Here is a 26,588-nt window from a genome sequence, read left to right on the forward strand (position 1 = left end):
TGGGTTGCGGGACGGCGGCATTTGCCGTGTGTCCCTATGCTAAGAATTCGGGGTGGGCCCGGTTACAAGGCCGGGAAGACGCGTTCGAGCTCGGCCCCAACTCGGTCAACCACGGCAGCCGCGACGTCGGACTTGGAGCCGGCGGCCGATTGTGGCTTGGCACCGTGACCGGACAGAATGACCACGGAATTCTCGTCCTGGCCGAAAACACGGCCAATGCCCACCTGATTGACCACCAGGAGGTCGCAGCCCTTGCGCTTGAGCTTTGCCGTGGCGTGTTCAAGGACATCTCCTTGGGCGTCGCCCGTTTCAGCCGCAAACCCGACGATCAGTTGCTGGCCGCCCTCAGCGTTCCGCCGCTCAACCAGCTCGTGCAGGATGTCCGGGTTCCGGATCAGGCGCACCACAGGTGCGTCCTCGCCGTCGACCTTTTTGATCTTGGTGTCCGAGACCTCCGCAGGACGGAAATCGGCAACGGCTGCCGCCATGATGACGACGTCGGAATCCGCTGCCGCTTTCAGCGCCGCCTCCCTCAGTTCCAAGGCCGACTCAACGCGGACAAGCTCGACGCCGGCAGGCGGCTCAACGTCCATATGCGCTGCGAGGAAGCGCACGGAGGCACCGGCAGCCAAGGCCGCAGCGGCCAACGCAACGCCCTGTTTGCCGGAAGATCGATTTCCCAGGAAGCGAACAGGATCCAGCGACTCCCTGGTTCCGCCGGCGGAGATCGTCACGAGGCGGCCGGCAAGGGGCTTGGCCGCGGCAGGCAAAGCCGTGGCCCCATTCGCGGCCTCAGCCAATGCCATGGCAGCGGCAAAGATCGCCTCGGGTTCGGGCAGGCGGCCGGGACCCGAGTCGGAACCCGTGAGCCGCCCGGACGCCGGTTCAAGGACGGTCACGCCGCGGCCGCGCAGTGTCTCCACGTTGGCCTGCGTAGCGGCATGCTGCCACATTTCCGTATGCATCGCCGGAGCGAAGAGCACCGGCCCGTGGGCCATGAGGAGTGTGTTGGTGAGGAGGTCGCCCGCTTGTCCGGTGGCTGCTCTGGCCAGAAGGTCGGCAGTGGCCGGCGCAACCACGATCAAGTCAGCCTCATGACCCAATCGGACATGGTTGACTTTCTCGACATCGTCAAAGACGCTGTTGCTCACCGGGTTGCCAGAGAGGGCCTCCCACGTGGCCACCCCGACGAACCGGGTAGCAGCTTCGGTGGGAATGACCGTCACCTTGTGACCGGCTTCAGTAAAAAGCCGGAGGAGCGATGCAACCTTGTAGGCTGCGATCCCTCCCCCGACTCCGAGGACTATGCGCACGTGACCTCCGTCAACAGGCAGTCTGCTTTATTCTGCGGGCTCGATCGGCGTGGAAACCAGAAGGCCTTCGTTGATCTCGCGGAGGGCGATCGAGAGCGACTTCTCGTTCAGCTTGGTGTCAACCAGCGGGCCGACGTACTCGAACAGGCCCTCGTGCAGCTGGGCGTAGTAGGCGTTGATCTGGCGCGCACGCTTGGCGCCGAAGATGACCAGGCCGTACTTGGAATCAGCAGCCTCAAGCAGCGAATCGATCGGCGGGTTGATGATGCCTTCAAGGTTCGTGGACACGAATTCTCCAAATTTTAGCGGGCCAACAAATGCAAGCGCTTAGCGCCCGTGCGGGGTAAGCCCCATGAGTGAAACAAGCTCGTCTGCTGCCCGGCGAACGTCGTCATTGATGACGGTGTGGTCAAACTCCGGTTCAGCAGCAAGTTCCAGTTTAGCGGTTTCCAGCCTTCGCTGCTGTTCCTCGGGAGTTTCGGTGCCGCGGCCCACCAGTCGACGGACCATTTCGTCCCAGCTGGGCGGGGCCAGGAAGACAAAATTCGCGTCCGGGACTGCCGCTTTGACTTGCCGGGCGCCCTGGAGGTCGATCTCCAACAGCACGGACTTCCCGTCGGCGATGGCCGCATCAACGGTGCTGCGGAGCGTGCCGTAGCGGTTCTGGCCGTGGACGACGGCCCACTCCAGCAGTTCCCCGTCAGCCACCAGTGAGTCGAATTCTTCGGCAGACTTGAAAAAGTAGTGAACGCCGTCAGTTTCCCCGGGACGCGCGGCCCGGGTGGTTGCCGAGACTGAGAGCCAAACCTCCGGATAGTTGTCCCTGATGTAGGTGGATACGGTTCCCTTGCCAACGGCAGTGGGGCCTGCAAGGACAGTCAGTCCGGGTTTCTTGCTCACGGATTCCTTCGGGGAGATGCGTTACACGCTTTGCTGGGTATCCATAAAATCTACCAGCGCCCGGGCCTGGTGAATTCCCAGGCCCCTGATGCGGCGGGATCCTGCGATGCCAATCTCCGCCATGATCCCGGCCGCCCTGACGGGCCCAATACCCGGCAGGGCCTCCAGGAGTTCCACCACCCGCATGCGTGCAATCGCCTCGTCGGTAGAACCTGAGGAGATCAACTCGGCAATGCTCACCTCGCCACGCTTGAGCCGATCCTTGGCGGCGGCACGCACTGCCCGCGCCTTGGCGGCCTTCTCCAACGCATCGGAACGCTCCTGTGGTGTCAGCTCTTTAAGGCCCACTGCCAAACCCCTGTCAGATCGAGATTGTGATCCAGATCACGCGGACTGATCCTGAACCTACCGGCAGGGGCCCGGTTGCGCAATGAGGCTTGGCAACTTACTCCGGGCGAAGTCCCCGCAGAGTCTCCTCGGTTGCGGCACGCAGCGCTGCGACGGCTGGACCAGCAGCCAGGATCCCACGGCTGGAGGTGGCCAGGACGCTCGGATACGCATCGCCGAAAGTCGCACGCAGATCGGCCGGTGTAGCGCCCTGGGCACCGAGTCCCGGAGCCAGGATGGCGCCGCGAACTGGACCAAGATCGATATCCAGATCCTCCAGTGCCGAACCAATAGTGGCACCCACCACCAAGCCAACCGAACCCAGGGCGCCGCCATAGCGCTGGTTCTCCGTGGTTGCTGCAGCCACGATCCGGCGGGCAACGGAATCAGTTCCGCCAACATGCTGGACCGACTTGCCTTCAGGATTGGACGTCAGTGCGAGCACAAACACTCCCCTGCCGTACTGGGCTGCGAGGTCCAGCGCCGGACGCAGCGACTCAAAGCCAAGGTATGGGCTCAAAGTCACCGAGTCCGCGGCCAAGGATGACCCGTCACGCAGCCAGGCATCGGCATAGGCAGCCATGGTGGAACCGATGTCTCCACGCTTGGCGTCGGCGATGCTCAGCACGCCGGCCTCCGCTGAGGCAGCCAGCGTGCGCTCCAGGACGGCCATACCAGCCGACCCATGACGTTCGTACAGCGCCACTTGCGGCTTGACCGCGGCAGCGAGGGAACCCACGGCCTCCACGACCGTCAGCGAGAAGCGCTCCAGCCCGGTGGCGTCGTCGTTCAATCCCCATTCAGCCAGGAGCTGCGGATGAGGATCGATTCCGACGCAGAGCGGACCGCGCGCGGCCATGGCGGCAGCCAGCCGGGAGCCAAAGGACTCCCGGATGGGCTGCTGCCCTTGCTGTGCTTCAGCAGACTCAGGCATTGGCCGCTTCCACTGCTGCTGCCAGGTTGGCTGCGTGCTCCTGCAAGCTGGTCACGGACCACTCGTAGGTGCGCAGTGCCTCGATGGCCTGCACCGCGGCATTGAATTCGGCGACGGTGGTGATGCAGGGAATGCCGATGGAGGTGGCTGCGGCACGGAGTTCGTAGCCGTCGCTGCGGGCTTCGCCACCGGAGGGTGTGTTGAAGACCATATCGATCTCGCCCGCGATAACGAGGTCCGCGATGGTGCCTTCGCCTTCGGCGCTGCTGCCCTCGGCTACCTTGCGCACCGGAGTCGCCTGGATGCCGTTGCGGCGCAGGACGTCCGCCGTGCCACCGGTGGAGACGATCTCGAAGCCCAGGTCAGAAAGGCGCTTGACGCCCATGATGACCGAGCGCTTGTCGCGGTTGGCCACGGAGACGAAGATCTTGCCCCCTGTGGGCAAGGCGTTGTTCGCAGCGGCCTGGCTCTTGGCGAAGGCGGTGTCGAAGTGCTTGTCGATACCCATGACTTCGCCCGTGGAGCGCATTTCCGGGCCGAGCAGGGAGTCCACGACCTTGCCCTCCGGAGTGCGGAAACGGCTGAACGGCAGAACGGCTTCCTTCACGGCAACCGGCGCGTCCAAAGGCAGCGTGGAACCGTCACCGGTTTCCGGCAGCATCTTGTAGGCGCCGCGGAGTTGGTTGATGGTCACGCCGGTGCCGATCAGGGCAGCGGCCTTGGCCATCTGCACGCCCGTGGCCTTGGAGACGAACGGAACGGTGCGGGAAGCGCGCGGGTTGGCTTCAAGGACGTACAGGACGTCTGAGGCCAACGCGAACTGGATGTTGATGAGGCCGCGGACGCCCACGCCTTCAGCGATGGCACGGGTTGCCGTGCGCACGCGCTCAATGACGTTGGTGCCGAGCGTGATCGGCGGAAGCACGCAGGCCGAGTCGCCGGAGTGGATACCGGCTTCCTCGATGTGTTCCATGATCCCGCCGAGGTACATGTCGGTGCCATCGAAGAGGGCGTCGACGTCGATTTCGACGGCGTCTTCGAGGAAGCGGTCGATCAGCACCGGGTGGTCCGGCGTGATCTCCGTGGCGTTGGCAATGTAGCGGGAGAGATTGGGTTCGTCGTAGACGATCTCCATGCCACGGCCGCCAAGGACGTACGACGGACGCACCAGGACCGGATAGCCGATCTCGTCAGCGATCTTCTTGGCGTCCTCGAAGGAAACAGCGGTGCCGTTCTTCGGGGAGGTCAGGCCGGCTTCGTCCAGAACGCGCGCAAAGGCGCCACGGTGCTCAGCAAGGTCGATCGCCTCAGGGGAGGTGCCCAGGATCGGCACGCCGGCGTCGGCCAGCTGCTGTGCCAGCTTCAGCGGAGTCTGTCCACCGAGCTGCACGAAGACACCCATGACACCGCCAGTGCGCTCTTCGGCGGCGATGACTTCGAGGACATCCTCAAGGGTCAGCGGCTCGAAGTACAGGCGTGTGGAGACGTCGTAGTCGGTGGAGACAGTTTCTGGGTTGCAGTTGACCATGACGGTCTCGTATCCGGCTTTGCGCAGGGCCATGGAGGCATGCACGCAGGAGTAGTCGAACTCGATGCCCTGGCCGATGCGGTTGGGGCCGGAGCCAAGGATGATGACGGAGGGCTTGGCGTGCAGGCCGACTTCGTCTTCTTCGTCGTAGGCGGAGTAGTGGTACGGCGTGTAGGCGGCGAACTCCGCGGCGCAGGTGTCCACCGTCTTGTAGACCGGACGGATGCCCAAGGCGTGGCGGACCCCACGGACAACGGCCTCAGGGTTATGCGTGAGGGCACCGATCTGCTCGTCCGAGAAGCCGTGGCGCTTGGCGTTGCGCAGCATGTCTTCGGTCAGCACACCGGCCTTGCGGATCTCCTGCGCGGTCTCGTTGAGAAGCTGCAGCTGGTCCAGGAACCAAGGATCGATCTTGGTGGCCTCGAAGAGGTCCTCCACGCTGGCGCCGCCGAGCATCGCACGCTGCACCTGGTGCAGGCGGTCCGTGGTGGGGCGCTTGGCTTTCTCGATGAGCTCGGCCACTTCGTACTCCGGCACCGAGCTGAAGTCCAGCTGGGACCCCTTCTGTTCCAAGGAGCGCAGGGCCTTCTGCAGGGCCTCGGTGAAGTTGCGGCCCATGGCCATGGCTTCGCCGACGGACTTCATGGTGGTGGTCAGCGTGTTGTCCGCTGCCGGGAACTTCTCGAAGGCGAAGCGGGGAACCTTGACCACAACGTAGTCGAGTGTCGGCTCAAACGAAGCCGGCGTCTTCTGCGTGATGTCGTTGGGGATCTCGTCCAGGGTGTAGCCCAGGGAAAGCTTGGTGGCGATCTTTGCAATGGCGAAGCCGGTTGCCTTGGATGCCAAGGCAGAAGAGCGGGACACTCGCGGGTTCATCTCGATGACCACCACACGACCAGTGGCGGGGTCGATGGCGAACTGGATGTTGCAGCCACCGGTGTCCACGCCGACTTCGCGGATGACGGCAATGGAGACGTCGCGCAGCTTCTGGTACTCGCGGTCGGTGAGGGTCAGGGCCGGAGCAACCGTGATGGAATCACCGGTGTGGACGCCTACGGGATCGAAGTTCTCGATGGAGCAAACAACAACGACGTTGTCGTTCTTGTCCCGCATCATCTCGAGCTCGTACTCCTTCCAGCCGAGGATGCTCTCTTCAAGCAGGACCTCGGTGGTGGGGCTGTACTGCAGCCCCTGGCCTACGATGCGGCGGAGGTCGTCCTCGTTGTACGCCAAGCCGGAGCCCAAGCCACCCATGGTGAAGGAAGGACGGACCACCATCGGGTAGCCGAGGTCCTCCGCGGCTTTGAACGCTTCTTCCATGGTGTGGATGATGTGGCTGCGCGCGGACTCTGCGCCACAACGCTCTACGACGCCCTTGAACTTCTCGCGGTCTTCACCAAGCTCAATGGCAGCAATGTTCGCACCGATCAGCTCTACGTTGTACTTCTCCAGCACGCCGTTCTTGTCCAGCGCAATGGCGGTGTTCAAAGCAGTCTGGCCACCGAGGGTCGGCAGGATGGCATCCGGGCGCTCCTTGGCGATGATCTTCTCCACCACCTCGGGGGTGATGGGCTCAACATAGGTGGCGTCGGCAAACTCGGGGTCCGTCATGATGGTGGCCGGGTTGGAGTTCACGAGGATGACGCGGAGGCCTTCCTCCTTGAGGACGCGCAGTGCCTGGGTACCGGAGTAATCGAATTCGGCAGCCTGCCCAATGACGATCGGGCCGGAACCGATGACAAGGACGCTCTTGAGATCTGTACGCTTGGGCATTACTTCTTGTCCTCAGTCTTGGAGTCGGTGGTGTTGGCGGCGCCGGACTTCGTCTCAGCCATGAGATCGATGAAGCGGTCGAACAGGTACGCGGCATCGTGCGGCCCGGCCGCGGCCTCGGGGTGGTACTGGACCGAGAATGCCGGGATGTCGAGGCAGGCGAGTCCTTCAACGACGTCGTCGTTCAACGACACGTGGCTGACTTCAACCCGTCCGTAGCGCTCTTCGGGAGCCACCGTGGCACCGTTCATCGGGGCGTCGACGGCAAAGCCGTGGTTCTGCGAGGTGATTTCCACCTTGCCTGTGCGGCGGTCCATAACGGGCTGGTTGATGCCGCGGTGACCATAGCGGAGCTTGTAGGTGCCGAAGCCGAGGGCGCGGCCCAAGATCTGGTTGCCGAAGCAGATACCGAAGTACGGCAGCTTCTCGTCCAGCACCGAGCGCAACAGGGAAACCTGGTGATCAGCCGTGGCCGGGTCGCCAGGTCCGTTGGACATGAAGAATCCATCCGGGTTGACCGCGTTGACGTCTTCCAGCGTGGAGGTGGCCGGCAGGACGTGGACGCGCACACCGCGCTCGGCGAAGCGAACAGGTGTCATGGCCTTGATGCCGAGGTCAACGGCGGCGATGGAGAACCGCGGCTCGCCTTCCCAGCCGTGGTCCTTGGGCTCAACGACATACGCCTTATCGATGGAGACTTCCTCCGCCAGCGCTGCACCTTCCATGGGGGCGCTGGCCAGGACGGCATCGACCAGTTCCTTGTCGGATACCTGAGCGGCCTCACCTGAGAAGATGCCGGCCCGCATGGTCTTGTGCTCGCGGAGGTGACGGGTGATGGCGCGGGTGTCGACACCCTGGATGCCAACAATGCCCTGCTCCACCAATTCGTCATCGAGGCTCCGTTCGGAGCGCCAGTTGGAGGGTCGGCGGGCAGCGTCGCGCACGATGTATCCGGCAACCCAGATACGGCGGGACTCAGCGTCTTCGCTGTTGACTCCGGTGTTGCCGATGTGCGGGGCCGTCTGGACTACCAGTTGGCGCGCATAGGAGGGGTCGGTGATGGTCTCCTGGTAACCGGTCATACCGGTGGCGAACACGGCTTCGCCGAGTGCGGTTCCCTGTGCGCCGTAGCTGCGGCCGCGGAACATGCGGCCGTCTTCGAGCACCAGCACTGCTGCTGAGGAGGTGGGTGTGGTGGCTGCTTTACTATCCGTCACTTTATTACTTTCCACTATCGGCATCTGCCTGAGGGGCTGCGGAGGTCAATTCCTGGAGGGCTTCGAGGAGGAGCTGCTTGTCGGCTGCGTGCCTGGAACGGAACCCGGTGTCGAGTTCCTGGCTGCCGAGCTTCCAACTGATGACCAGGAGTCCGTCCTTCTCGACGAACTTGCCAGCCATGCCGTTGGACTCGCGACTGTCCACTACTGCGGCGCGCGGGATGAACACGGGGGCGGCACCGGATCGGTCGAACAGCACGCCTTCGGCGTGGATGCTCAGTTCCGCGTTGGTCCGGATGCCAAGGCCCTGGACCGCGATCCGGTCCAGCCAGTCCCCTGCCGTGGTGGTGGCAACATATTGCCCTTCCGCGACGACGGTGGCCGGCGTCAGCTGCTCCGGCACCCCGGGAAGGCGTTCGACGTCGGCCTGTCGCCTGAGCCTGTTACGCCACCCCAGCCAGATCATCGCCAGTACGACGACAATCAATGGCACCGTGATGATCACGGTCAGTGTCTGGTTGTCCATTAATTGCTGCTGACTGCCGGGTACCGGTACGGCGTGTTGAGCTTGCCGTCAAGGACAGTGGGGTGGCCCTTGAAGAAGGTAGCCACAACGGATCCGGGCAGCTCCTTGCCCTTGAATGGTGAATTGCGGCCCATGGTTGCCATTTTATGGGGGTCAACGGTCCAACGCGCAGCCGGGTCCACAAGAATGACGTTGGCCGGCTCGCCAACCTCGAGCGGACGGCCCTGATCAGCGACGCGGCCAATGATCGCCGGAGTGAAGGACGTAACCCTCGCGAAGTCCGCCCATGTCATGAGGCCGGTCTCGATCATGGTCTCCTGGACCACCGAAAGCGCGGTTTCCAGGCCGGTCATGCCCATCGCCGCCTGCGCCCACTCGCATTCCTTGTGCTCGCTGGGGTGCGGGGCGTGGTCCGTTCCGACGACGTCGATGGTGCCGTCGGCGAGGCCCTCGCGCAGCGCTTGTACGTCAGCATCGGTACGCAGCGGCGGGTTGACCTTGTACACGGGGTCGTAACTGCGGACCAGCTCGTCAGTCAGGAGCAGGTGGTGGGGGGTGACCTCGGCTGTGACGTTGATTCCCCGTGCCTTGGCCCAGCGCACAATTTCCACGGATCCGGCAGTGGAGACGTGGCAGACATGCAGGCGTGAACCCACATGCTGGGCAAGCAGGACGTCGCGGGCAATGATGCTTTCCTCGGCAACAGCAGGCCATCCAGTCAATCCCAGCACTGCCGAGACGGTGCCTTCGTTCATCTGTGCCCCGGCGGTAAGGCGCGGTTCCTGCGCGTGCTGGGCCACCACGCCGTCGAACGCTTTCACGTACTCCAGCGCACGGCGCATGATCACGGGGTCGTGGACGCAGATCCCGTCGTCGGAGAACATGCGGACCCGGGCCCGGGAGTCGGCCATGGCGCCGAGCTCGGCGAGCTGCTCACCGGCCAGGCCCACGGTGACTGCACCCACGGGGCGGACGTCCACCCAGCCGGACGCGCGGCCCAGGCTGTGGACCTGTTCCACAACGCCCGCAGTGTCGGCCACCGGGTTGCTGTTGGCCATCGCATGGACGGCGGTGAAACCACCCAAGGCGGCAGCACGGGTACCGGTTTCCACCGTCTCGGCGTCTTCGCGGCCGGGTTCGCGCAGGTGGGTGTGCACGTCCACCATGCCGGGCAGGGCGACGAGGCCCGCGGCATCGATGACGGTGGCACCCTCAGCCGCAAGGTCCTTGCCGCGGGCTTCGATCATGCCGTCGCGGATCAGCAGGTCCTCGGCTTCGCCGCCGAGGATGGCGGCCCCACGAATCAGGTAGCTGTTCTCGGCCATCAGTTGGTCTCCTTGCTGGACTGGCTTACGTTCGAGGCTGCTCCGCGGGAATCCCCGGAGAGCAGCAGGTACAGGGCGGCCATGCGGACCGATACGCCGTTGCGCACTTGGGCAAGCACAGTGGATCGCGGCGAATCCGCGGCGGCCGAAGAAATTTCCAGGCCCCGGTTCATGGGACCCGGGTGCATGATGATGGTGTCCTTCATTCCCAGGTCATCCAACGCACGGAGCCTCGCGTCATCGAAGCCCCAGCGGCGGGAGTACTCGCGGGTGGAGGGGAAGAACGAAGCGTTCATCCGCTCACCCTGGACGCGCAACATCATCATGGCGTCAATGCCGGCCTCAAGAGTTTGGTCCAGGTCGTAGCTGACCTTGCAGGGCCAGTGCTCGACGCCGATCGGCAGCAGCGTGGGAGGCGCCACCAGCGTGACCTCGGCGCCAAGTGTCTTCAACAACCAAACGTTGGACCGGGCGACGCGGGAGTGCAGGACATCCCCGGCAATCGCTACCCGCATGCCCTTGAGGTCCGCACCGGTGGACTCTGTGCCGTTGACCTGCGACCAGTGCCGGCGCATGGTGAAGGCATCCAGGAGCGCTTGCGTTGGGTGTTCGTGGGTGCCGTCACCGGCATTGATGACTGCTGCGTCAATCCAGTCCGTGGCAGCGAGCCGGTGTGGCGCACCAGAAGCCCAGTGGCGGATGACGACGGCGTCGGCGCCCATCGCGGCGAGCGTCTGGGCGGTGTCTTTGAGGGACTCCCCCTTGGACACAGAGGATCCCTTCGCGGCGAAGTTGATGACGTCTGCGGACAGGCGCTTGGCTGCTGCCTCGAAAGAGATCCTGGTACGGGTGGAGTCCTCGAAGAAAAGGTTAACCACTGTCCGGCCGCGCAGGGCCGGCAGTTTCTTCACTTCACGCTCGCCGACAGCGGACATTTCCTCCGCTGTATCCAGGACACGGATGGCATCATAAGCGCTGAGGTTTTCGGTGGAAAGGAGGTGTTTCACTTGCCTGCCTCAATAACTACCTCGTTGACGGGCACACCGTCCACGGAGTCGATTTCCTCAAGATGGACGCGGACCTTTTCCGCGGAGGACGTAGGCAGGTTCTTTCCCACATGGTCGGCGCGAATGGGGAGCTCTCGGTGGCCCCTGTCCACCAGGACCGCCAATCGGACAATCCTCGGGCGCCCGAGGTCCACCAAGGCGTCCAGGGCCGCGCGGATGGTGCGTCCCGAATACAGGACGTCGTCGATCAGGACAACAACCTTGTCATCGATGCCGGACAACGGAAGCCGGGTGTGCCGCGGGGGCCGGGTTGGCTGGTGGGAAAGATCGTCACGGAACATGGTGACGTCCAGTTGGCCAACAATCGTTTCAGCGTTGACTGTGGGATCGGCCGCTGCGATCTTGTTGGCAAGCCGCACGGCCAATGGATAGCCGCGGCTGGGAATGCCCAAAAGAACCAGGTCCTGGGAGCCTTTGTTGGCTTCAAGGATCTCGTGGGCGATACGAGTGAGCGCACGATCAATGTCCGCCTGATTGAGAACAACCCGCGACGGCACGTGCGCTGAAGTGACTTCAGTCATCGCTCGTCTCCCCTTTCCCCGCCTCACGGGACGGAATTAAAAAAGGAATATTTGCTTTTCAAAGCTACCACAACGGCCCTTTCCGGCCTCACCCTCAGCGGACGCCGGGCATGAGTTTAAGCTCACATTCCATGCCGTGGAATAGGCTCGTGTCCATGACCATGAACCCGAACGGGCAGCCTGGCGGACAACCCTATCCGCGGCCCTATCTGGAACCTGCGGCCAACCCCACATGGATTGGCCGCGTCCAACCAGGGAACTTCCAGCCTGCGCCGGGAAATCCGGCATCGCTCCCCCAGCAAACCTGGGCCATGCCACCAGCGCCACGCGGCCGTTCGTTGGGCACACTGCCCTTGGTCATCACGGGCGCAGTACTGGCCCTTGCCAGTCTCCTGCTGGTGGTGCCGTTCCTTCTTGGCAACACTGGCGTCACCGGCTTTGTGGTTGGTTTTATTGCTTCCTTGATTCCCTTGTCGGTGGTTCTGCTGACAGTCCGCCTCATTGACCGGTGGGAGCCTGAACCGAAAAGGCTCCTGTGGTTCGCTTTCACGTGGGGTGCCGCTGTTTCCATCGCCGGGACGTTGCTCATCCAACCGCTCTTCGCCCTGGCCGCGCCAACCAGCAGCGAAGAAGCGTTCACCTACTTCATGGCAACCGTCCAAGCGCCCATCGTGGAGGAATTCACCAAGTCTCTGGGGTTGCTGGTCTTGATCCTGGCCGCACGGAAGTACTTCGACGGTCCGGTTGACGGTGTGGTGTTCGCGTTCACGATTGCCGCCGGTTTCGCCTTCACAGAGAACATCCTCTACTTCGGACGCGAAATTGCCTCGTCAACGGATCCCGGCACTGACTTGGTACGTATCTTCATCCTCCGCGGCGTCATGTCACCCTTTGCTCATGCGGTCTTCACGGGAACAACCGGATTGATCATGGGCTTCGCAGCCCGGAAATGGCACCCGGGTTATGCCGTTCTGGCGTTCTTCATCGGCTTGCTGCCCGCAATGTTCCTGCACAACCGCTGGAACAGCATGGGCCAGGACTTCCTGGTGGAGTACTTCGTAGTCCAGGTTCCGATTTTCCTGGTTGCCGCTGTGGGCATCATCCTTCTCCGTGTCGCCGAAGGAAAACTCACACGGCAACGGCTCATGGAGTATGCCCGGGCAGGGTGGTTCACCCCGGCCGAAGTGGAAATGCTGGCCACCGCGAAGGGTCGCAAACATGCCGTTCGCTGGGCATCCTCCCGCGGACGTGGGCCTCAGATGAAAGCCTTCATCAAAGGAGCCACCGCGTTGGCGTTCACCCGCCAACGGATACTTAGCGGCCGTGACGTCCATCTTCACCAGCACGATGAGCTTGAACATCTGCGCAGCATCCCTGGCCTCAGGGCCGCAGTTCTCCAGTAACGCAAAAAAGGACCCGCTTCCACAGTTTCCTGTGAAGCGGGTCCTTGTGCGTTCAAACCAGGCGATGTACCTACGCGAGAAGTGACGGCTTGAGCTTCTGCAGTCGGCCAAGGAGGCCATTGATGAAGGCCGGGGACTCGTCCGTGGACATCGTCTTGGCGAGGGCAACGGCTTCGCTGACCGCCACGCCATCCGGAACCTCATCGTTGTAGAGGAGCTCCCAAGCTCCGATCCGAAGAATGATGCGGTCCACTGACGGCATGCGCTCCAACGTCCATCCCTGGGCGTACGTCTGCAGGAACTCATCGATGGTTGCCTGCATGGAAACAACGCCCTCAACGATTTCCACCGTGTAGGGGTTGATGACCAAGTCGGTTTTCTCCCGGCGCGCGGTCATGGCGTCGAAAGCCGAAACGGAGCGCTGCTCCGCCTCGAAGAGTACTTCAAGAGCCCTGCTACGGGCTTTACCGCGTGCGCTCACTAGTCGTTGACCCGACCCAGGTAGCTGCCATCGCGGGTGTCGACCTTGACCTTGGTGCCCTGCTCAACGAACAGCGGAACCTGGATCTCGTAGCCGGTTTCAACAGTGGCCGGCTTGGTGCCTGCCGAGGAGCGGTCGCCCTGAAGGCCCGGCTCCGTGTAGGTAATTTCGAGGACGACGCTCGGGGGCAGTTCGATGTACAGCGGATTGCCCTCGTGGATGGCAATGTTGACCATCTGGTTTTCGAGCATGAAGTTGGTGGCGTCGCCGACAGTTGCACCGGTGACGGTGATCTGGTCGAAGTCCTGGGTGTCCATGAAGACGAAGTCTTCGCCATCCTGGTACAGGTACTGGTAGTCACGGCGGTCAACCGTTGCGGTTTCGATCTTCAGGCCGGCGTTGAAGGTCTTGTCGACCACCTTGCCGGACATGACGTTGCGCATCTTGGTACGGACGAACGCGCCGCCCTTGCCCGGCTTGACGTGCTGGAACTCGATGATGTTCCAGAGCTGGCCCTCGAGCTTCAGTACGGTCCCGTTCTTGATGTCGTTTGTGGTTGCCACTCGTATCCTCAGGTTTCTCTCACTGGTTCAAGCTGCCAGTTCGTCTATGCCAGGCAGGCATGCCAAACGGCCCGCCAGCGCGTATTTATCAAAAATCCAAGAACCATTCTACCGGCAAATGGGCCGTAGGCCTGCGAACGGGGATTTGACCAGCTTTCAGCAGGCAACTTCGAGTACGTTGCGGGCCCGCTGCAGGGCCACGGCTGATGAATAGATCAGCGCCGCATCGGCAGCCATGGATACCCTTAGGTCCAGCGCCCTGGAGAACTCCTCGGACGCTGCAAGGGCGTTGCCACTCACGAAATAAGCACGGCCCAGATACTGATGGACGATCGCTTCCTTGGAACTGCCCTGGACTTCGTGAAGCAACTGACGGAACAACTGCACAGCCCGGTCAAGGCGGTTGGTGGCCCGGTGGACCTCGGCCTCGAAGATCCTTAGGCGGAATGACTCAGGATCCTTGTAGCGGGCCTCAGCCAGCAACTCGGCGGCTTCCTTCGGCTGGTTTTCAAGCAGCAAGGCCATGATGCGGTCAGCGGGGTCTTCTGAAGCCGCAAGCGCAGACTCCATGACTTCCTCGTTGACGATCACGGGCAGCAGCGTATCCGGGTTCATTCGGACGCCCGGGAAGCCGGCGGTCGGCCAATCGCTGACGCCCTCACGGACTGCAGCGCTCATGATGCGATCTCCTGGTAGGCCGCAAACAGGAGTGAGGTGTCGGGAACCTCCAGGATGCCCGGCTTGGCCACGCCGTCGAGGACAACGAAGCGGAGAAGGTCGCCACGGGATTTCTTGTCCCGGCGCATGCCGTCCAGCAGGCCCTGCCAACGGTCCCGACGGTAGGTAGTAGGCAGCCCCAGGCTTTCCAGGATGGTGCGGTGACGATCTGCGTCGGTATCGGACAACCGGCCCACGCTGCGCGACAATTCCGCAGCGAACATCATGCCCACCGATACAGCGGCACCATGGCGCCATGAGTAGCGTTCCACCAACTCAATGGCGTGTCCCAAGGTGTGACCATAGTTCAGGATTTCCCGGAGGCCGGATTCCTTGAGGTCCTGGGAGACCACCTCCGCCTTCACCGAGATGGCACGTTCAATAAGTTCGCGGACGACATCCGAGCCGGCGTCCAGCACGGCGTCGGTGTTCTTTTCGACCAAGTCAAGGATCGCGGGATCGGCGATGAAGCCACACTTGATGACTTCCGCCATGCCCGAAATGAGCTCGTTCTTAGGCAATGTCTGGAGGGTGTCCAGATCCGCCAGGACGGCTGCGGGAGGGTGGAAGGAGCCGACCAGGTTCTTGCCCTCTGCAGTGTTGATGCCGGTCTTTCCGCCAACCGAAGCATCCACCATACCGAGCAGGCTGGTGGGCATGTGGATGACCTTGACGCCGCGAAGCCACGTAGCGGCCACGAAGCCGGCGAGGTCGGTGACAGCGCCACCACCGACAGCCACGATGGCATCGGAGCGCGTGAAATCATTCTGGCCGAGTACTTGCCAGCAGAAGGCAGCAACCTGAATGTGCTTGCCTTCCTCCGCATCCGGGATTTCGGCCGTGAGCGCGGTAAACCCGGCTGCTTCGAGCTCGTCGCGAACAGTATCCCCCGTCAGGCGAAGGGCGCGTGGGTGGATGACAAGAACCCGCCGGACCCGCTCACCAAGTTTCCCCGGCAGGGTCGCCAGGAGGCCGCGTCCCACCACGACATCGTAGTTTTCATTGACGGACTGGCCAGTCACCTTGATGACAGTTGCTTCGTTGCTCACTTTTCAACTTCCTCTTTCAAGGCTGCATGCTGGCGCAGCCGCTCCTCCACATGGAGGCCGATTTCCGCCACGGATCCGGAACGGACGTCCATGACGATGTCCGCGAGACGCTCGTAGACAGGACGCCTCGTGGCAAACAAGGCCTCCCACCGTGTCATCGCATCACCCTGCAGCAAAGGCCTGCCCGTGTTCCGCGCGATCCGGTCAGCAACTGTTTCCGCATCACACTCCAGGTAGACCACTGTGCACTCCCCCAGTAATTGCTGGGTGCCGGAGTCAAGGACTGCACCCCCGCCCAGGGAAATGATGGCTGGTTGAACTTTGGCATTCTCAATGGACTTCGCCACCGCTCGCGCTTCTATCTCGCGGAAGGCGTGTTCACCGCGTCCAGCGAAAATATCGGCGATGCTGCCGTGGGCGGCAACCACCACCGCGTCAGTGTCCACAAACGGGAGGCCGAGCTGCTGGGCCAGCTGCTGGCCGATGGCCGACTTGCCGACAGCCATGGGCCCTATCAGGACAACGGGACGGCCGGGACAGCCATCCAGAACAGGGCGGACCACTACCGGCCGACCGAGTCCAGGGTGGCCGGGATGCTGTCGAGGTAGCTCTGCAGGTTTCGCTGTGTCTCGGCAACGGAGTCGCCACCGAATTTCTCGGCGACAGCCTCAGCCAGGACCAAGGCCACCATAGCCTCTGCGACGACTCCGGCCGCGGGCACCGCACAAACGTCCGAACGCTGGTGGTGGGCCTTGGCCGGCTCTCCCGTGCTGACATCAATGGTGCGCAGAGCGCGCGGAACGGTTGCGATCGGCTTCATGGCAGCGCGAACCCTCAGGACCTCACCGATGCTCATGCCGCCTTCAATACCGCCAGCCCGGTTTGTCTGGCGGACGATCCTGCCGTTCTCGTCCTTAAGGATTTCATCGTGTGCGGCGGAACCACGGCGGGCAGCGGTAAGGAAACCGTCGCCGACCTCCACGCCCTTGATGGCCTGTATGCCCATCAGTGCTGCGGCAAGGCGCGAATCAAGGCGGCGGTCCCAGTGCACGTAGCTGCCCAGTCCCGGCGGCAGGCCGTAGGCGAGAACCTCAACCACTCCACCGAGGGTTTCGCCCTCTTTGTGGGCAGCATCCACCTCGGCTACCATCGCGTCCGAGGTTTCGCGGTCGAAGCAGCGCAGGGGATCTGCGTCAAGCGCCAGAACGTCCTGCGGCAACGGCAACGGACGGCCTTCGGGCACGGCTACGCTGGCAATCGAAACAGTGTGGCTGACCAGCCCGATGCCCAGCTGCTTCAGGAATTGGGCGGCAACGGTACCCAGAGCCACGCGGGTGGCCGTTTCGCGGGCGCTGGCGCGCTCAAGGACCGGACGGGCTTCGTCGAAGCCGTACTTCTGCATCCCCGTGAAGTCGGCGTGGCCCGGGCGCGGCCGGGTCAGTGGTGCATTGCGGGCTTGGTCGGCAAGGATTTCGGGGTCCACGGGATCCGCAGACATGATCTGCTCCCACTTGGGCCATTCGGTGTTGCCAACCTGGATGGCTACAGGACCACCCTGGGTCAGGCCATGACGGACGCCGCCCATGATGGTGACCTCGTCCTGCTCAAACTTCATGCGGGCACCACGTCCATACCCCAGGCGGCGACGCGCCAGGGCGTCACGAATCTGCGCGCTGGTGAGTTCAACACCGGCGGGCACGCCTTCAACAATTCCGATCAGAGCCGGACCATGGGATTCACCGGCAGTCAACCAACGCAACATATAACCAATCCTGCCATGTAAGGCCTCTAGAACACTCGCCGGGGAAGCCCGACTGAGTCGCACATCACATCTATGACGGCGGCATCCACGTCACAGCCGCTGAAGCGACTGATCTGTTCTGCCGCCTGATACATCAGCATCTCCAAACCCGGAACCACGGCTCCCCCATGGCCGTGCCATACCTGCGCAAGCTTGCTGGGCCAGGGATCGTAAGCGACGTCCAGCAGAACACCGGCGCCCGTTCCCGGCAACGCTGCGAGCTCCTGCGCCAAAGAGTCTGCGGCTCGCGGTGGGAAGGTCGAAATCACCAGATCCGCGCCCGCAACGGCAGTGGCCGCTTCAGTCAAAGGCCGGATACTGACGGAGATTCCGACGGCGGCGGCCGCGGCTTCCGCGTCGCCGGCACGTCCTGGGTCGCGGACAAAAACGTCGACGTGGCTGCCACCCAGTTCCTTGACGGCGGCAACTGCGGCAGCCGAAGTGCCACCACCACCAAGGATTGCGGCTTGGGGAGTCGAAGAAACCCCCGCATACCGGACCGCTTCAACGATTCCGGCAACATCGGTGTTGTAGCCCACTCGACGTACCAACCCGCCGTCGTATTCGAAAACCACCGTGTTGATGACGCCCAAGTGGGCGCCGGCACCGCGGACCTCGTCCACCTCTCCGACCATTGCTGACTTCAACGGCATGGTGACCGACAGGCCGCACCATGAGTCGTCACCACGGAGCGAGTCCATGAAGGACGGGAGGGCATCGACGGTGACGTCAATCGCCGAGTAGCCGATGTCCGCGCCGAGCTTGGCGTAGGCAGCCGTATGCAATGCCGGGGATTTCGAATGCGAGATCGGATGCCCCAGGACGGCGGCCCGACGACTCACACACACCGTCCAGCGTTGGCCTGGCACCAGGCGTTGTACTGCTCAACGTAGGTGTTGTGCTCAGCCAAGGTCTTGGAGAACTTGGTCTCCTTGGTGTCCAGGTTGATGGTCACCCAGTAGAGGTAGTCATTCTGCGTGGGCTTGGCCGCAGCATCGATGGCGGTCTTGCCCGGCGAGCCGATCGGTCCAGCCGGAAGGCCGACGTTGGCGTACGTGTTGTACGTATTGGACTTATCGGCCTTCTCTTCCTCAGTGAGGTGGAAGGACTTCTTGCCCAGGCCGTAGGTCACCGTGGCATCGGACTGGATCAGGCCGCTGGTTTCCACGTTGTTTGGCTTCAGCCGGTTATAGATGGCGCCGGCCACATTTCCGTAGTCGGCCTGCCCGCCCTCAGCCTGCACGATGCTGGCGATGGTCACGGCGTCATACTGCTTCGCTGGATCCGTGATTCCTTGGGACTTAAGTTCATCCAACGTAGTGGTGACCAGCTTCTGGATGATGTCCTTGGCCGGTGTGCCTAGCTCAAAGCGATACTCACCAGGGGCGAGGAAGCCTTCCAGGTTCTTGGCCTTGGAGGGGACACCGAACTGTGCCGGCGCCTGGTTGAACCCGCTGAGTTCCTGCATTGAAATACCCGAGCCCTTGGAAATGGCTTCGAGGGACTCATTGATGCGGAGGCCGGCACTCAAGGCAAAATACATCACCTTCGAAGCGTCCTTGTTGACCAGGACGTCCACTGCATCTGAATTCTTCATCTCAGTACGGAAAGTGAACTCGCCCGGGGACAGCTCACCGCCGTCGTTAAGGAATTCCTTGACGAAAGCATCGGCGTCTGCCACCACTTTGTTCTCGACAAGTTCAACGCCCACTGCTTTCGGTCCGGAGCCCTCCGGAACCGTAATGGTGACCGATCCCGTTCCCGGACCCGGGTAGTCAGTGACCTTGTCCATGCCCAGCAAAGGCTTGAGGAACTGGGCGCCAATGGCAATTGCGGCTACGAAGACACCGAGCGTGATCAGGAGTGCGACGACTCGACGACGACGCCGGGCCTTCTTCGCGGCTGCTTTGGATGATGCAGTTTGCTCGACGGGCGCAATGAGGTCATGGTGATGCTCGTCGTGAAGGTGATCATCGGCATGGTGGTCGCCATGGTAATCGTCATGGGCTTCGAAGCCGTGGTGGGCATCGTGCTCAGCGAAGCCATGCAGGTGACCAGCGTCAACGGGGACCGGCTCGAGGTGTTCTGGATCTACGTGTTCTGGATCTACATGTTCAGTTTCTACATGTTCAGGGTCATGATGCCCGGCGATATCCTGTGAAGCTTCGCTTTCCTGGTGGACAACGTCCTGCGCCGGTTCAACATCCTGCACCGGTTCAACGTCATGTTCCGGTTCAGTGGGGTTCGACTCGACAGGCGCTGGAGCAGCAGGCTTGGCCACGGGTACTGGTGGAGCCACGGGCACCGGTGGAGCAACCGGTGCGGGAGGCACTGCGGGAACAGGACGGGGCAGCTCAGGCTCAACGTCCGATGGCGCGGAGGTCTCCCCCGGCGTCGCTTCGGGAACGGGTACGACGTTGTGGTTCTGCGTGGCGAGGAATCGTTCCCGCGCCCGCAGCTCTTTGCGGGTCAGCGGCATACCGCCGCCGGCGGTACCGCTGGAGGGGTCGTTGTTGACCGGGCTCACAGTTGCAGTCCCCTCGTAGAAGAATCGGGTTCATTGCCGGAGGCAGCCCGCAGCGTTGGGGCACTGCTGGGTTTTTCGGATTGCGCCGGTGCCTGCACTCGGCGGCCAACATCCGATCCTCTGGCTTTTTGCATGTCGATTGCGTGCTGAAGTATTCCAGCAGCGGCAACCTGATCAACCACTTTACGGTGGTTCTTGCTGCTCATGCCAGCTTGGTGGAGGTTGCGGTGTGCCGTCACAGTTGAAAGCCGCTCGTCCACGAGGTTCACGGGGATGTCCAAACCGGCCCGCACAAGCTCGTTTGCGAGGAGTTCGGCGTAGCCGCTGGCCATCTCAGCCGACGCTCGTTCCTCACCCTTCATGGTGCGTGGAAGGCCCACAAAGATCTGCACGGCGGGCAATTCCGCGGCAAGCCTGGCCACGACACGGACGTCGGAGTTCTTCTTGGCGTCCCGCGCGAGGGTTTTGAATGGTGTGGCTAATATTCCGTCGGGATCGCACTGGGACAGGCCCACCCGGACGGTACCGACGTCTACCCCCAGCTTGATGCCTTGGGGGTAGACGTCCTCGTGAGTACTTGCAGCCACCGTCAGCGCTTGGCTATCGCATCCACCACCGCTGTGAGGGCCTCAGAGACCTTCCCAGCGTCGGCGCCGCCGCCCTGGGCGACGTCATCCTTGCCGCCACCGCCGCCGCCAAGGATGCCTGCGGCCAGTCGGACCAGCGCTCCGGCCTTCACGCCGGCTTCGCGGGCCGCCTCATTGGTGGCGATGAGGATCACGGGACGGTCATTGCTGATGCCGGCCACGGCCACGGTGGCAGCTTCGGAGCCCAACCGGCTGCGAAGGTCCAAAGCGAGGTTCCGGAGATCGTCCGCTCCGCCAACCTGACCGGCGTCGTGGGCTACGACCCGTACGCCTGCGGCATCCTTGGCGGTGCCCACCAAAGTGGCCGCCGCAGCGGTCAACTGCTCCTTGCGAAGTCGGTCGAGTTCCTTCTCCGTGGCCTTCAACTTGCTCAGGGTGCTGGAGATGCGGTCCGCAAGCTGACCGGAAGGGACTTTCAAGAGCTCCGTGAGCTCTGTGACCAGTGCCCGCTCAGCGGCGAGGTGACGGAAGGCATCCAGGCCAACGAAGGCCTCAACGCGCCGGTTTCCCGAGCCAACAGACTGCTCGCCCAGCAGCGAGAGGCTACCGATCAGGGAGGTGTTGGACACGTGCGTGCCACCACACAACTCACGGGACCAGGCGCCGTCGATCTCCACGACACGAACTTCGCTGCCGTAGTTTTCACCGAACAGCGCCATGGCACCCAGTGCCTTGGCTTCCGCGAGCCCCATCACCTTGGTGTCCACCCGGAAGTTATTCCGAATGGCAATGTTGGAGACCTCTTCGATTTCGGAGCGCGTGGCAGTGCTGAGGCCCTCCCCCCAGGCGAAGTCGAAGCGAAGGTATCCGGCCTTGTTGTAGGAACCGCGCTGGGTGGCTTCCGGGCCGAGGATCTGGTGCAGGGCGGCGTGCACGATGTGCGTTCCTGTGTGAGCCTGCTCGGCCGCATGCCGGCGTTCACGGTCCACGGCGGCGCGCACCAGCGCGTCAGAGGCAATCTCACCTTCGCGGACAATCGCCTTATGGACGCTGAGGCCCTTGATGGGACGCTGGACGTCCAAAACTTCCACCACGAAACCGTCGCCGGTGATGAGGCCGGTGTCAGCGGACTGGCCACCGGCTTCGGCGTAGAACGGGGTTTCGTTGAGGACCAGCTCAATCTCGTCGCCCGTGGAGGCATGCGCTACCGGCCGGCCACCGCTGACGATTCCACGGACCTTGGACTCGCCCTCAAGTTCTTCATAGCCCGTAAAGACGGTCTCGCCCTTGCCGAGGAGCTCCTGGTAGGCGCTGAGGTCGGCATGGCCACCCTTCTTGCCCTTGGCGTCGGCCTGCGCACGCTGGCGCTGCTCGAGCATGAGCGCGCGGAAGCCTGCCTCATCGACCTTGAGCCCGGCTTCTTCCGCCATTTCGAGGGTCAGGTCAATGGGGAAACCATAAGTGTCGTGAAGCGCGAAGGCGTCGGCACCGGACAACGGAACCCCGGCGGCCTTCGATTCGGCAACGGCATCCTCCAGGCGGGCCGTACCGGAAGCAATGGTGCGCAGGAACGCCTTTTCTTCGGCATAGGCGATGCGGCTGATGCGGGCGAAATCGGTCTCCACCACCGGGTACACGCCCTTCATTGCGTCACGTGAGGCGGGGAGAAGGTCCGGCAGGCAGGCTTTTTCGACGCCGAGCAGGCGCATGGCACGTACGGCACGGCGGATCAGGCGGCGCAACACATAGCCGCGGCCTTCGTTGGACGGTGAAACTCCATCAGCGATCAGCATCAGGGCAGATCGGATATGGTCACCCACGACGCGCATGCGGACATCGTCCGTGTGGTGCGGGTCTTCCGGGGACTCAGCCGAGGTGTACTCGCGGCCGGACAGTTCAGCGGCCTTGTCGATGACCGGACGAACCTGGTCGGTCTCATACATGTTCTCGACGCCCTGGAGGATCATCGCGAGGCGTTCCATGCCCAGGCCGGTGTCGATATTCTTCTGGGGCAGTTCCCCGACGATGTCGAAGTCAACCTTGGAGCGGACGTTCTCGATCTGGTACTGCATGAACACGAGGTTCCAGATCTCGATGTACCGGGTTTCGTCGGCCAAAGGGCCGCCTTCGATTCCGTAGGCTGGGCCACGGTCGTAGTAGATCTCGGAGCAGGGGCCCGCCGGGCCAGGCTGGCCGGTGGACCAGTAATTGTCTGCTTTGCCCATGCGCTGGATTCGCTCAGCAGGGATCCCGGTGTTCTTGAGCCACAGTTCTTTGGCTTCGTCGTCTTCTTCGTAGACGGTCACCCAAAGGCGCTCGGCGGGCAGGCCATAGCCGCCGTCGTCAACGCTCGTGGTGAGCAGCTCGAAGGCGAACTTGATGGCGTCTTCCTTGAAGTAGTCGCCAAAGGAGAAGTTTCCGCACATCTGGAAGAATGTGCCGTGGCGGGCCGTCTTTCCCACTTCCTCGATGTCGCCGGTGCGGATGCACTTCTGGACGCTCGTGGCACGGCTGTAGGGGGGCTCTTCGCGCGCAGTCAGGTACGGAATGAACGGCACCATTCCGGCCACAGTGAAGAGAAGGGACGGGTCGCTGGAAACGAGCGACGCGGAGGGAACGGCGGTGTGACCCTTGCTGACAAAAAAGTCCACCCAGCGTTTGGTGATCTCCTGCGACTTCATTAGCTGATTTCTTACCCTTCTCAATTCACTGCACATGATGTGCGCGGTACCGGCTGGTGCCGTTCCGCAGTTTTCCATTCTGCCCTGTTGAGGGCGCGGGAGCGAACCGCTCCCGCTAGCGGCGGCCTGTTCCGGCGTCGTCAATACCCAACGCCGCACGCAGGTCCTCTTCGCGCTGGTGCATGCCCGCCCGCACGGCGTCGGCAAAATCGAACAAACCATCAGCCATCCGGCCCACGGCACGATTCAGGCCCTCGGGACCGATGTTGGCCTGGGCTTCGGTGATCTTCCGGAAGGCTATGACGCCAATGACGACGCCTATGCCCATCCACGCAATTCTTTTCATGGGTTTCTGCTCTCCCGTATAGTTCAGCGGCTACTGAGTTCAGCGGCTGCGGCGGCCGGAGGTAGGTGATCGGCGCCCAGCAAATGCCGAGCGTACGCCGTAGCTGAACGCGGCCACCTTGATTAAGGGAGAACCAACCGTGGCAGCCACGAGCGAGGACAACGCGGAGATATTGGCCGAGGCGTCCGAGACGTTGGAGGCGATGCCGTCAACCTTCTTCAGCTGCTGGTTGGTGGTGGAGACCGTAGCGGTCACTTCATCCATCAGGGGCGTCGCGCCATCGCTGATGGACCGGATCGAAGTGCGGACCTCGTCAAAAACGCCGCCCAGCTTCAAGATTGGCACAGCCAACAACAACACAAGGAGCGCGAAGACTCCTGCTGCGATGAGGCCGGCGATGTCGCCACCAGACATAGAACTCTTCTCCTAGGGTCGTTGCGCTGCCCTGCACCAGCCGTATATCGGCTTTGGACAAGGCCTCCCCAGTACCTTACCTACTTTGGACCGGTACCTTACATACAAAGAAGCCCGCGGCATGTGCCACGGGCTTCTTTGTATGCGCTGCTGGAATTTAGCGAGCGTAGAATTCGACGACGAGCTGCTCTTCGCAGATCACGGGGACCTCGGAGCGCTTCGGGCGACGAACCAGGCGTGCCTGCAGGGCGTCGATCTTGACGTCCAGGTATGCCGGCACGTTGTTCAGAACGTGTGCGCCTGCAGCTGCCACCTGGAACGGGGGCATGACCTCGGAGCGGCTGTGAACGTGGATGAGCTGGCCTTCGCCAACGCGGAAGGACGGGCGGTCCACGCGGATGCCGTCAACCATGATGTGGCGGTGCACAACCAGCTGGCGGGCCTGTGCGATGGTGCGGGCGAAGCCTGCACGGAGCACGAGGGCGTCCAGACGCATTTCGAGCAGTTCAACCAGGTTTTCACCGGTCAGGCCCTTGGTGCGGCGTGCTTCTTCGAAGGCACGGGTCATCTGGGCTTCGCGGATGCCGTACTGGGCGCGCAGACGCTGCTTTTCGCGCAGACGTACGGCGTAGTCGGAGTCCTGCTTCTTGCGGGCACGGCCATGCTCACCGGGGCCGTACGGGCGGCGCTCCATGTACTTGGCGGCCTTGGGGGTCAGAGCAATACCGAGGGCACGCGAAAGGCGTGCGGTACGGCGAGCACGAGTGTTGTTAGCCACTTGTGTCCTTCCAATTACTGCGGTGTGTCAGTGTTACTGGCCTCCATCAGGGAGAGCATCGGCCAACCGCTGCCTCTTGCTACTAGCCCGGGCGCACAGCACTGTTGAAGGAATCTTCAGTGGGATTGTGCGTCAGGCCATGCCAGACAAGGATCAATCCTACCATGGGCAAGTCCGCTGCCCTGCGGCCCAGCCTTGAGGCACGGGTCCGCGGCTACTCCCCACGCACGATCTTGCGGAGCCGCTCCAACCTGGCCGCAATATCCCTTTCGGCTCCGTTATTGGTGGGCTCGTAATAGTCTTTGCCCACCAAATCGTCCGGCGGATACTGCTGCGTGGCCACACCGTGGGGTTCGTCGTGCGCGTACTTGTAGCTCTTGCCATGTCCCAGTTGCTTGGCTCCCGGGTAGTGCGCATCCCGCAAATGCATGGGAATGCCGCCGCCGAAACCTGCACGGACATCGGCCACCGCTTTGTTCAAACCCATGTACGCGGCATTGGACTTGGGCGCGGTAGCCAGATGGACCACGGCTTCAGCGAGAACGATCCGCCCCTCCGGCATGCCGATCAGCTGCACTGCCTGAGCCGCCGCTACCGCCGTCTGCAGTGCTGTCGGGTCAGCCATTCCGATGTCTTCGGCCGCGGAAATCACGATGCGCCTCGCAACGAACCGCGGGTCCTCCCCGGCCTCGAGCATCCGCGCCAGGTAGTGCAGAGCGGCATCCACATCAGAGCCACGGATGGACTTGATGAATGCACTGGCCACGTCATAGTGCTGGTCCCCTGCCCGGTCGTAACGAACTGCTGCCGCATCCAAGGCCCTCTCGGTGTGGCGTAGTTCCACCAGTACCGGGGCGTCAGGTGCGCCGTCGTTGGCGAGCCCCGGTTCGCCGTCGTCAGTCTCCCCATCCGGCCCGGGCCCGCCTCCATCCGCCCCGGCAGCGTCGGAAGTCCCGACGGCGGTGGTGTCACCGAACGCGACACCGGCGGCGGCCTCCAGGGCTGTCAGTGCCCTGCGGGCATCGCCTCCGGAGAGACGAACGAGGTGGTCCAAGGCTTCGGGACTGAGTTCCACGCGTCCGGCAAGGCCGCGGGCATCGGCGACGGCCCGCTGAAGCAGTCCTGAAATGTCGTCATCGGTGAGCGGCTTCAGCGTCAGCAGGAGCGACCTCGACAACAGCGGCGACACCACCGAGAACGACGGATTCTCCGTCGTGGCCGCCACCAGCACCACCCAGCGGTTCTCCACGCCCGGCAGCAGGGCATCCTGTTGTGCCTTATTGAAGCGGTGGATCTCGTCGAGGAAAAGGACGGTGGTCTTCTTATAAAGATCGCGCGCAGTCAGTGCTTCGTCCATGACACGGCGGACATCCTTGACTCCCGCGGTGATGGCGGATAATTCAACGAACTTCCTGCCGGGGCCCCGTGCGATCACATGGGCAAGCGTGGTCTTACCGGTTCCAGGCGGCCCCCACAAGATCACGGAGCTCGGGCCGGCGGGGCCGGCAGCCTCGGCACCGGCCGCCAGCTGCCGAAGCGGGGAACCTTGCCCCAGCAAATGCTGCTGCCCCACAACGTCATCCAACGTACGGGGGCGCATCCGGACTGCCAACGGACTGCGCTGGGAGGCCATCCAATTGGCGTCGGAAGGTCCCCCGGTGGCAGGCAGGTCCTCCGACTCGTCGTCGTTGACTGCACCGGCACCAAAGAGATCTTCCACATGGATAGGCTACTCATAGTTCCAGCAAAG

Annotated in this window: 26 protein-coding genes; 1 reads left to right on the forward strand and 25 read right to left on the reverse strand. The window is 62.9% G+C overall.

The genetic code is table 11. The annotated features are described in order from the left end of the window. Positions 1-62: 62 nt before the first annotated feature. From coaBC to pyrR, 11 genes are all read right to left on the reverse strand, one after another. Positions 63-1,313 (reverse strand): bifunctional phosphopantothenoylcysteine decarboxylase/phosphopantothenate--cysteine ligase CoaBC, encoded by a 1,251-nt coding sequence (gene coaBC / locus J3D46_RS17335; protein ID WP_253468294.1) that lies wholly within the window; start codon positions 1,311-1,313, stop codon positions 63-65. Positions 1,314-1,340: 27 nt separating this feature from the next. Continuing rightward, a complete protein-coding gene (gene rpoZ, locus J3D46_RS17340) occupies positions 1,341-1,601 on the reverse strand; it encodes a DNA-directed RNA polymerase subunit omega (RefSeq protein ID WP_017197559.1) in 261 nt (86 codons plus the stop codon). Between the two features lie 39 nt (positions 1,602-1,640). Beyond that, a complete protein-coding gene (gmk, locus tag J3D46_RS17345; protein ID WP_159699256.1) occupies positions 1,641-2,213 on the reverse strand; it encodes a guanylate kinase in 573 nt (190 codons plus the stop codon). Between the two features lie 21 nt (positions 2,214-2,234). Next, positions 2,235-2,561, reverse strand: coding sequence for an integration host factor, actinobacterial type (gene mihF / locus J3D46_RS17350; protein WP_253468295.1), 327 nt, complete (start codon positions 2,559-2,561; stop codon positions 2,235-2,237). Positions 2,562-2,658: 97 nt separating this feature from the next. After that, entirely contained in the window at positions 2,659-3,534 is an 876-nt protein-coding gene (gene pyrF / locus J3D46_RS17355) for an orotidine-5'-phosphate decarboxylase (protein WP_253468296.1), read from the reverse strand. Further along, positions 3,527-6,835: a carbamoyl-phosphate synthase large subunit gene (carB, locus tag J3D46_RS17360; protein WP_231340019.1), complete on the reverse strand. Its 3,309-nt coding sequence runs from the start codon at positions 6,833-6,835 to the stop codon at positions 3,527-3,529. The genes pyrF and carB overlap by 8 nt, the downstream gene beginning before the upstream one ends. Then, positions 6,835-8,076: a glutamine-hydrolyzing carbamoyl-phosphate synthase small subunit gene (carA, locus tag J3D46_RS17365; protein WP_231340020.1), complete on the reverse strand. Its 1,242-nt coding sequence runs from the start codon at positions 8,074-8,076 to the stop codon at positions 6,835-6,837. Before carA ends, carB begins: the two co-directional genes overlap by 1 nt. After that, complete coding sequence (locus tag J3D46_RS17370) at positions 8,057-8,578, reverse strand: hypothetical protein (protein WP_231340021.1); 522 nt, start codon at positions 8,576-8,578, stop codon at positions 8,057-8,059. Before J3D46_RS17370 ends, carA begins: the two co-directional genes overlap by 20 nt. After that, the gene (locus J3D46_RS17375) at positions 8,578-9,903 is read right to left on the reverse strand and encodes a dihydroorotase (protein WP_231340022.1); all 1,326 of its coding nucleotides are present in this window, start codon (positions 9,901-9,903) and stop codon (positions 8,578-8,580) included. Before J3D46_RS17375 ends, J3D46_RS17370 begins: the two co-directional genes overlap by 1 nt. After that, the gene (locus tag J3D46_RS17380) at positions 9,903-10,910 is read right to left on the reverse strand and encodes an aspartate carbamoyltransferase catalytic subunit (RefSeq protein ID WP_231340023.1); all 1,008 of its coding nucleotides are present in this window, start codon (positions 10,908-10,910) and stop codon (positions 9,903-9,905) included. The genes J3D46_RS17375 and J3D46_RS17380 overlap by 1 nt, the downstream gene beginning before the upstream one ends. Next, on the reverse strand, positions 10,907-11,491 hold the full coding sequence (pyrR, locus tag J3D46_RS17385; RefSeq protein WP_231340024.1) for a bifunctional pyr operon transcriptional regulator/uracil phosphoribosyltransferase PyrR: 585 nt from the start codon (positions 11,489-11,491) through the stop codon (positions 10,907-10,909). The genes J3D46_RS17380 and pyrR overlap by 4 nt, the downstream gene beginning before the upstream one ends. Positions 11,492-11,601: 110 nt before the next feature. Between pyrR and J3D46_RS17390 the strand changes: the two genes are divergently transcribed. Then, on the forward strand, positions 11,602-12,894 hold the full coding sequence (locus tag J3D46_RS17390) for a PrsW family intramembrane metalloprotease (protein ID WP_231340025.1): 1,293 nt from the start codon (positions 11,602-11,604) through the stop codon (positions 12,892-12,894). A 70-nt stretch (positions 12,895-12,964) separates the two neighbouring features. Here J3D46_RS17390 and nusB read toward each other — a convergent pair whose 3' ends face one another. The 14 genes from nusB to J3D46_RS17460 all read right to left on the reverse strand — a co-directional run bounded on the left by nusB (position 12,965) and on the right by J3D46_RS17460 (position 26,558). Further along, positions 12,965-13,375 carry a transcription antitermination factor NusB gene (nusB, locus tag J3D46_RS17395; protein WP_011774956.1) on the reverse strand — a complete coding sequence of 137 codons (411 nt, stop codon included), beginning with the start codon at positions 13,373-13,375 and terminating at the stop codon, positions 12,965-12,967. Continuing rightward, positions 13,375-13,938, reverse strand: coding sequence for an elongation factor P (gene efp / locus J3D46_RS17400; protein ID WP_159699223.1), 564 nt, complete (start codon positions 13,936-13,938; stop codon positions 13,375-13,377). Before efp ends, nusB begins: the two co-directional genes overlap by 1 nt. Positions 13,939-14,094: 156 nt before the next feature. Further along, on the reverse strand, positions 14,095-14,616 hold the full coding sequence (locus J3D46_RS17405; RefSeq protein WP_253468297.1) for a lipopolysaccharide assembly protein LapB: 522 nt from the start codon (positions 14,614-14,616) through the stop codon (positions 14,095-14,097). Beyond that, positions 14,613-15,704, reverse strand: coding sequence for a 3-dehydroquinate synthase (aroB, locus tag J3D46_RS17410; protein WP_231340027.1), 1,092 nt, complete (start codon positions 15,702-15,704; stop codon positions 14,613-14,615). Before aroB ends, J3D46_RS17405 begins: the two co-directional genes overlap by 4 nt. Next, entirely contained in the window at positions 15,701-16,267 is a 567-nt protein-coding gene (locus J3D46_RS17415; RefSeq protein ID WP_308102709.1) for a shikimate kinase, read from the reverse strand. The genes aroB and J3D46_RS17415 overlap by 4 nt, the downstream gene beginning before the upstream one ends. Beyond that, complete coding sequence (gene aroC / locus J3D46_RS17420; RefSeq protein ID WP_231340029.1) at positions 16,267-17,466, reverse strand: chorismate synthase; 1,200 nt, start codon at positions 17,464-17,466, stop codon at positions 16,267-16,269. Before aroC ends, J3D46_RS17415 begins: the two co-directional genes overlap by 1 nt. Positions 17,467-17,492: 26 nt before the next feature. Continuing rightward, the gene (locus J3D46_RS17425; RefSeq protein WP_231340030.1) at positions 17,493-18,347 is read right to left on the reverse strand and encodes a shikimate dehydrogenase; all 855 of its coding nucleotides are present in this window, start codon (positions 18,345-18,347) and stop codon (positions 17,493-17,495) included. Continuing rightward, the gene (mltG, locus tag J3D46_RS17430; RefSeq protein WP_231340031.1) at positions 18,344-20,032 is read right to left on the reverse strand and encodes an endolytic transglycosylase MltG; all 1,689 of its coding nucleotides are present in this window, start codon (positions 20,030-20,032) and stop codon (positions 18,344-18,346) included. Before mltG ends, J3D46_RS17425 begins: the two co-directional genes overlap by 4 nt. Further along, positions 20,029-20,619, reverse strand: a complete 591-nt coding sequence (gene ruvX, locus J3D46_RS17435) for a Holliday junction resolvase RuvX (RefSeq protein WP_231340032.1) — start codon at positions 20,617-20,619, stop codon at positions 20,029-20,031. The genes mltG and ruvX overlap by 4 nt, the downstream gene beginning before the upstream one ends. Positions 20,620-20,621: 2 nt before the next feature. Beyond that, positions 20,622-23,300: an alanine--tRNA ligase gene (alaS, locus tag J3D46_RS17440; protein ID WP_231340033.1), complete on the reverse strand. Its 2,679-nt coding sequence runs from the start codon at positions 23,298-23,300 to the stop codon at positions 20,622-20,624. Positions 23,301-23,415: 115 nt separating this feature from the next. Further along, positions 23,416-23,646, reverse strand: coding sequence for a hypothetical protein (locus tag J3D46_RS17445; RefSeq protein ID WP_231340034.1), 231 nt, complete (start codon positions 23,644-23,646; stop codon positions 23,416-23,418). A 39-nt stretch (positions 23,647-23,685) separates the two neighbouring features. After that, positions 23,686-24,060, reverse strand: coding sequence for a DUF948 domain-containing protein (locus J3D46_RS17450; protein ID WP_231340035.1), 375 nt, complete (start codon positions 24,058-24,060; stop codon positions 23,686-23,688). Positions 24,061-24,217: 157 nt separating this feature from the next. Further along, a complete protein-coding gene (gene rpsD, locus J3D46_RS17455) occupies positions 24,218-24,838 on the reverse strand; it encodes a 30S ribosomal protein S4 (RefSeq protein WP_011774968.1) in 621 nt (206 codons plus the stop codon). A gap of 214 nt (positions 24,839-25,052) precedes the next feature. After that, entirely contained in the window at positions 25,053-26,558 is a 1,506-nt protein-coding gene (locus J3D46_RS17460; RefSeq protein WP_231340036.1) for a replication-associated recombination protein A, read from the reverse strand. Positions 26,559-26,588 lie beyond the last annotated feature (30 nt).

The organism is Paenarthrobacter sp. A20, assembly GCF_024168825.1.
Lineage (GTDB): Bacteria > Actinomycetota > Actinomycetes > Actinomycetales > Micrococcaceae > Arthrobacter.

Excerpts from the sequence above, each read along its gene's own strand:
- J3D46_RS17390 (WP_231340025.1), top strand. The coding sequence starts at position 11,602 with ATGAGTTTAAGCTCACATTCCATGCCGTGGAATAGGCTCGTGTCCATG.
- J3D46_RS17445 (WP_231340034.1), bottom strand. The coding sequence starts at position 23,646 with ATGAAAAGAATTGCGTGGATGGGCATAGGCGTCGTCATTGGCGTCATA.
- alaS (WP_231340033.1), bottom strand. The coding sequence starts at position 23,300 with ATGAAGTCGCAGGAGATCACCAAACGCTGGGTGGACTTTTTTGTCAGC.
- J3D46_RS17450 (WP_231340035.1), bottom strand. The coding sequence starts at position 24,060 with ATGTCTGGTGGCGACATCGCCGGCCTCATCGCAGCAGGAGTCTTCGCG.
- aroC (WP_231340029.1), bottom strand. The coding sequence starts at position 17,466 with ATGTTGCGTTGGTTGACTGCCGGTGAATCCCATGGTCCGGCTCTGATC.
- carA (WP_231340020.1), bottom strand. The coding sequence starts at position 8,076 with ATGCCGATAGTGGAAAGTAATAAAGTGACGGATAGTAAAGCAGCCACC.
- J3D46_RS17375 (WP_231340022.1), bottom strand. The coding sequence starts at position 9,903 with ATGGCCGAGAACAGCTACCTGATTCGTGGGGCCGCCATCCTCGGCGGC.
- carB (WP_231340019.1), bottom strand. The coding sequence starts at position 6,835 with ATGCCCAAGCGTACAGATCTCAAGAGCGTCCTTGTCATCGGTTCCGGC.
- J3D46_RS17370 (WP_231340021.1), bottom strand. The coding sequence starts at position 8,578 with ATGGACAACCAGACACTGACCGTGATCATCACGGTGCCATTGATTGTC.
- pyrF (WP_253468296.1), bottom strand. The coding sequence starts at position 3,534 with ATGCCTGAGTCTGCTGAAGCACAGCAAGGGCAGCAGCCCATCCGGGAG.
- pyrR (WP_231340024.1), bottom strand. The coding sequence starts at position 11,491 with ATGACTGAAGTCACTTCAGCGCACGTGCCGTCGCGGGTTGTTCTCAAT.
- J3D46_RS17405 (WP_253468297.1), bottom strand. The coding sequence starts at position 14,616 with ATGAGCGCTGCAGTCCGTGAGGGCGTCAGCGATTGGCCGACCGCCGGC.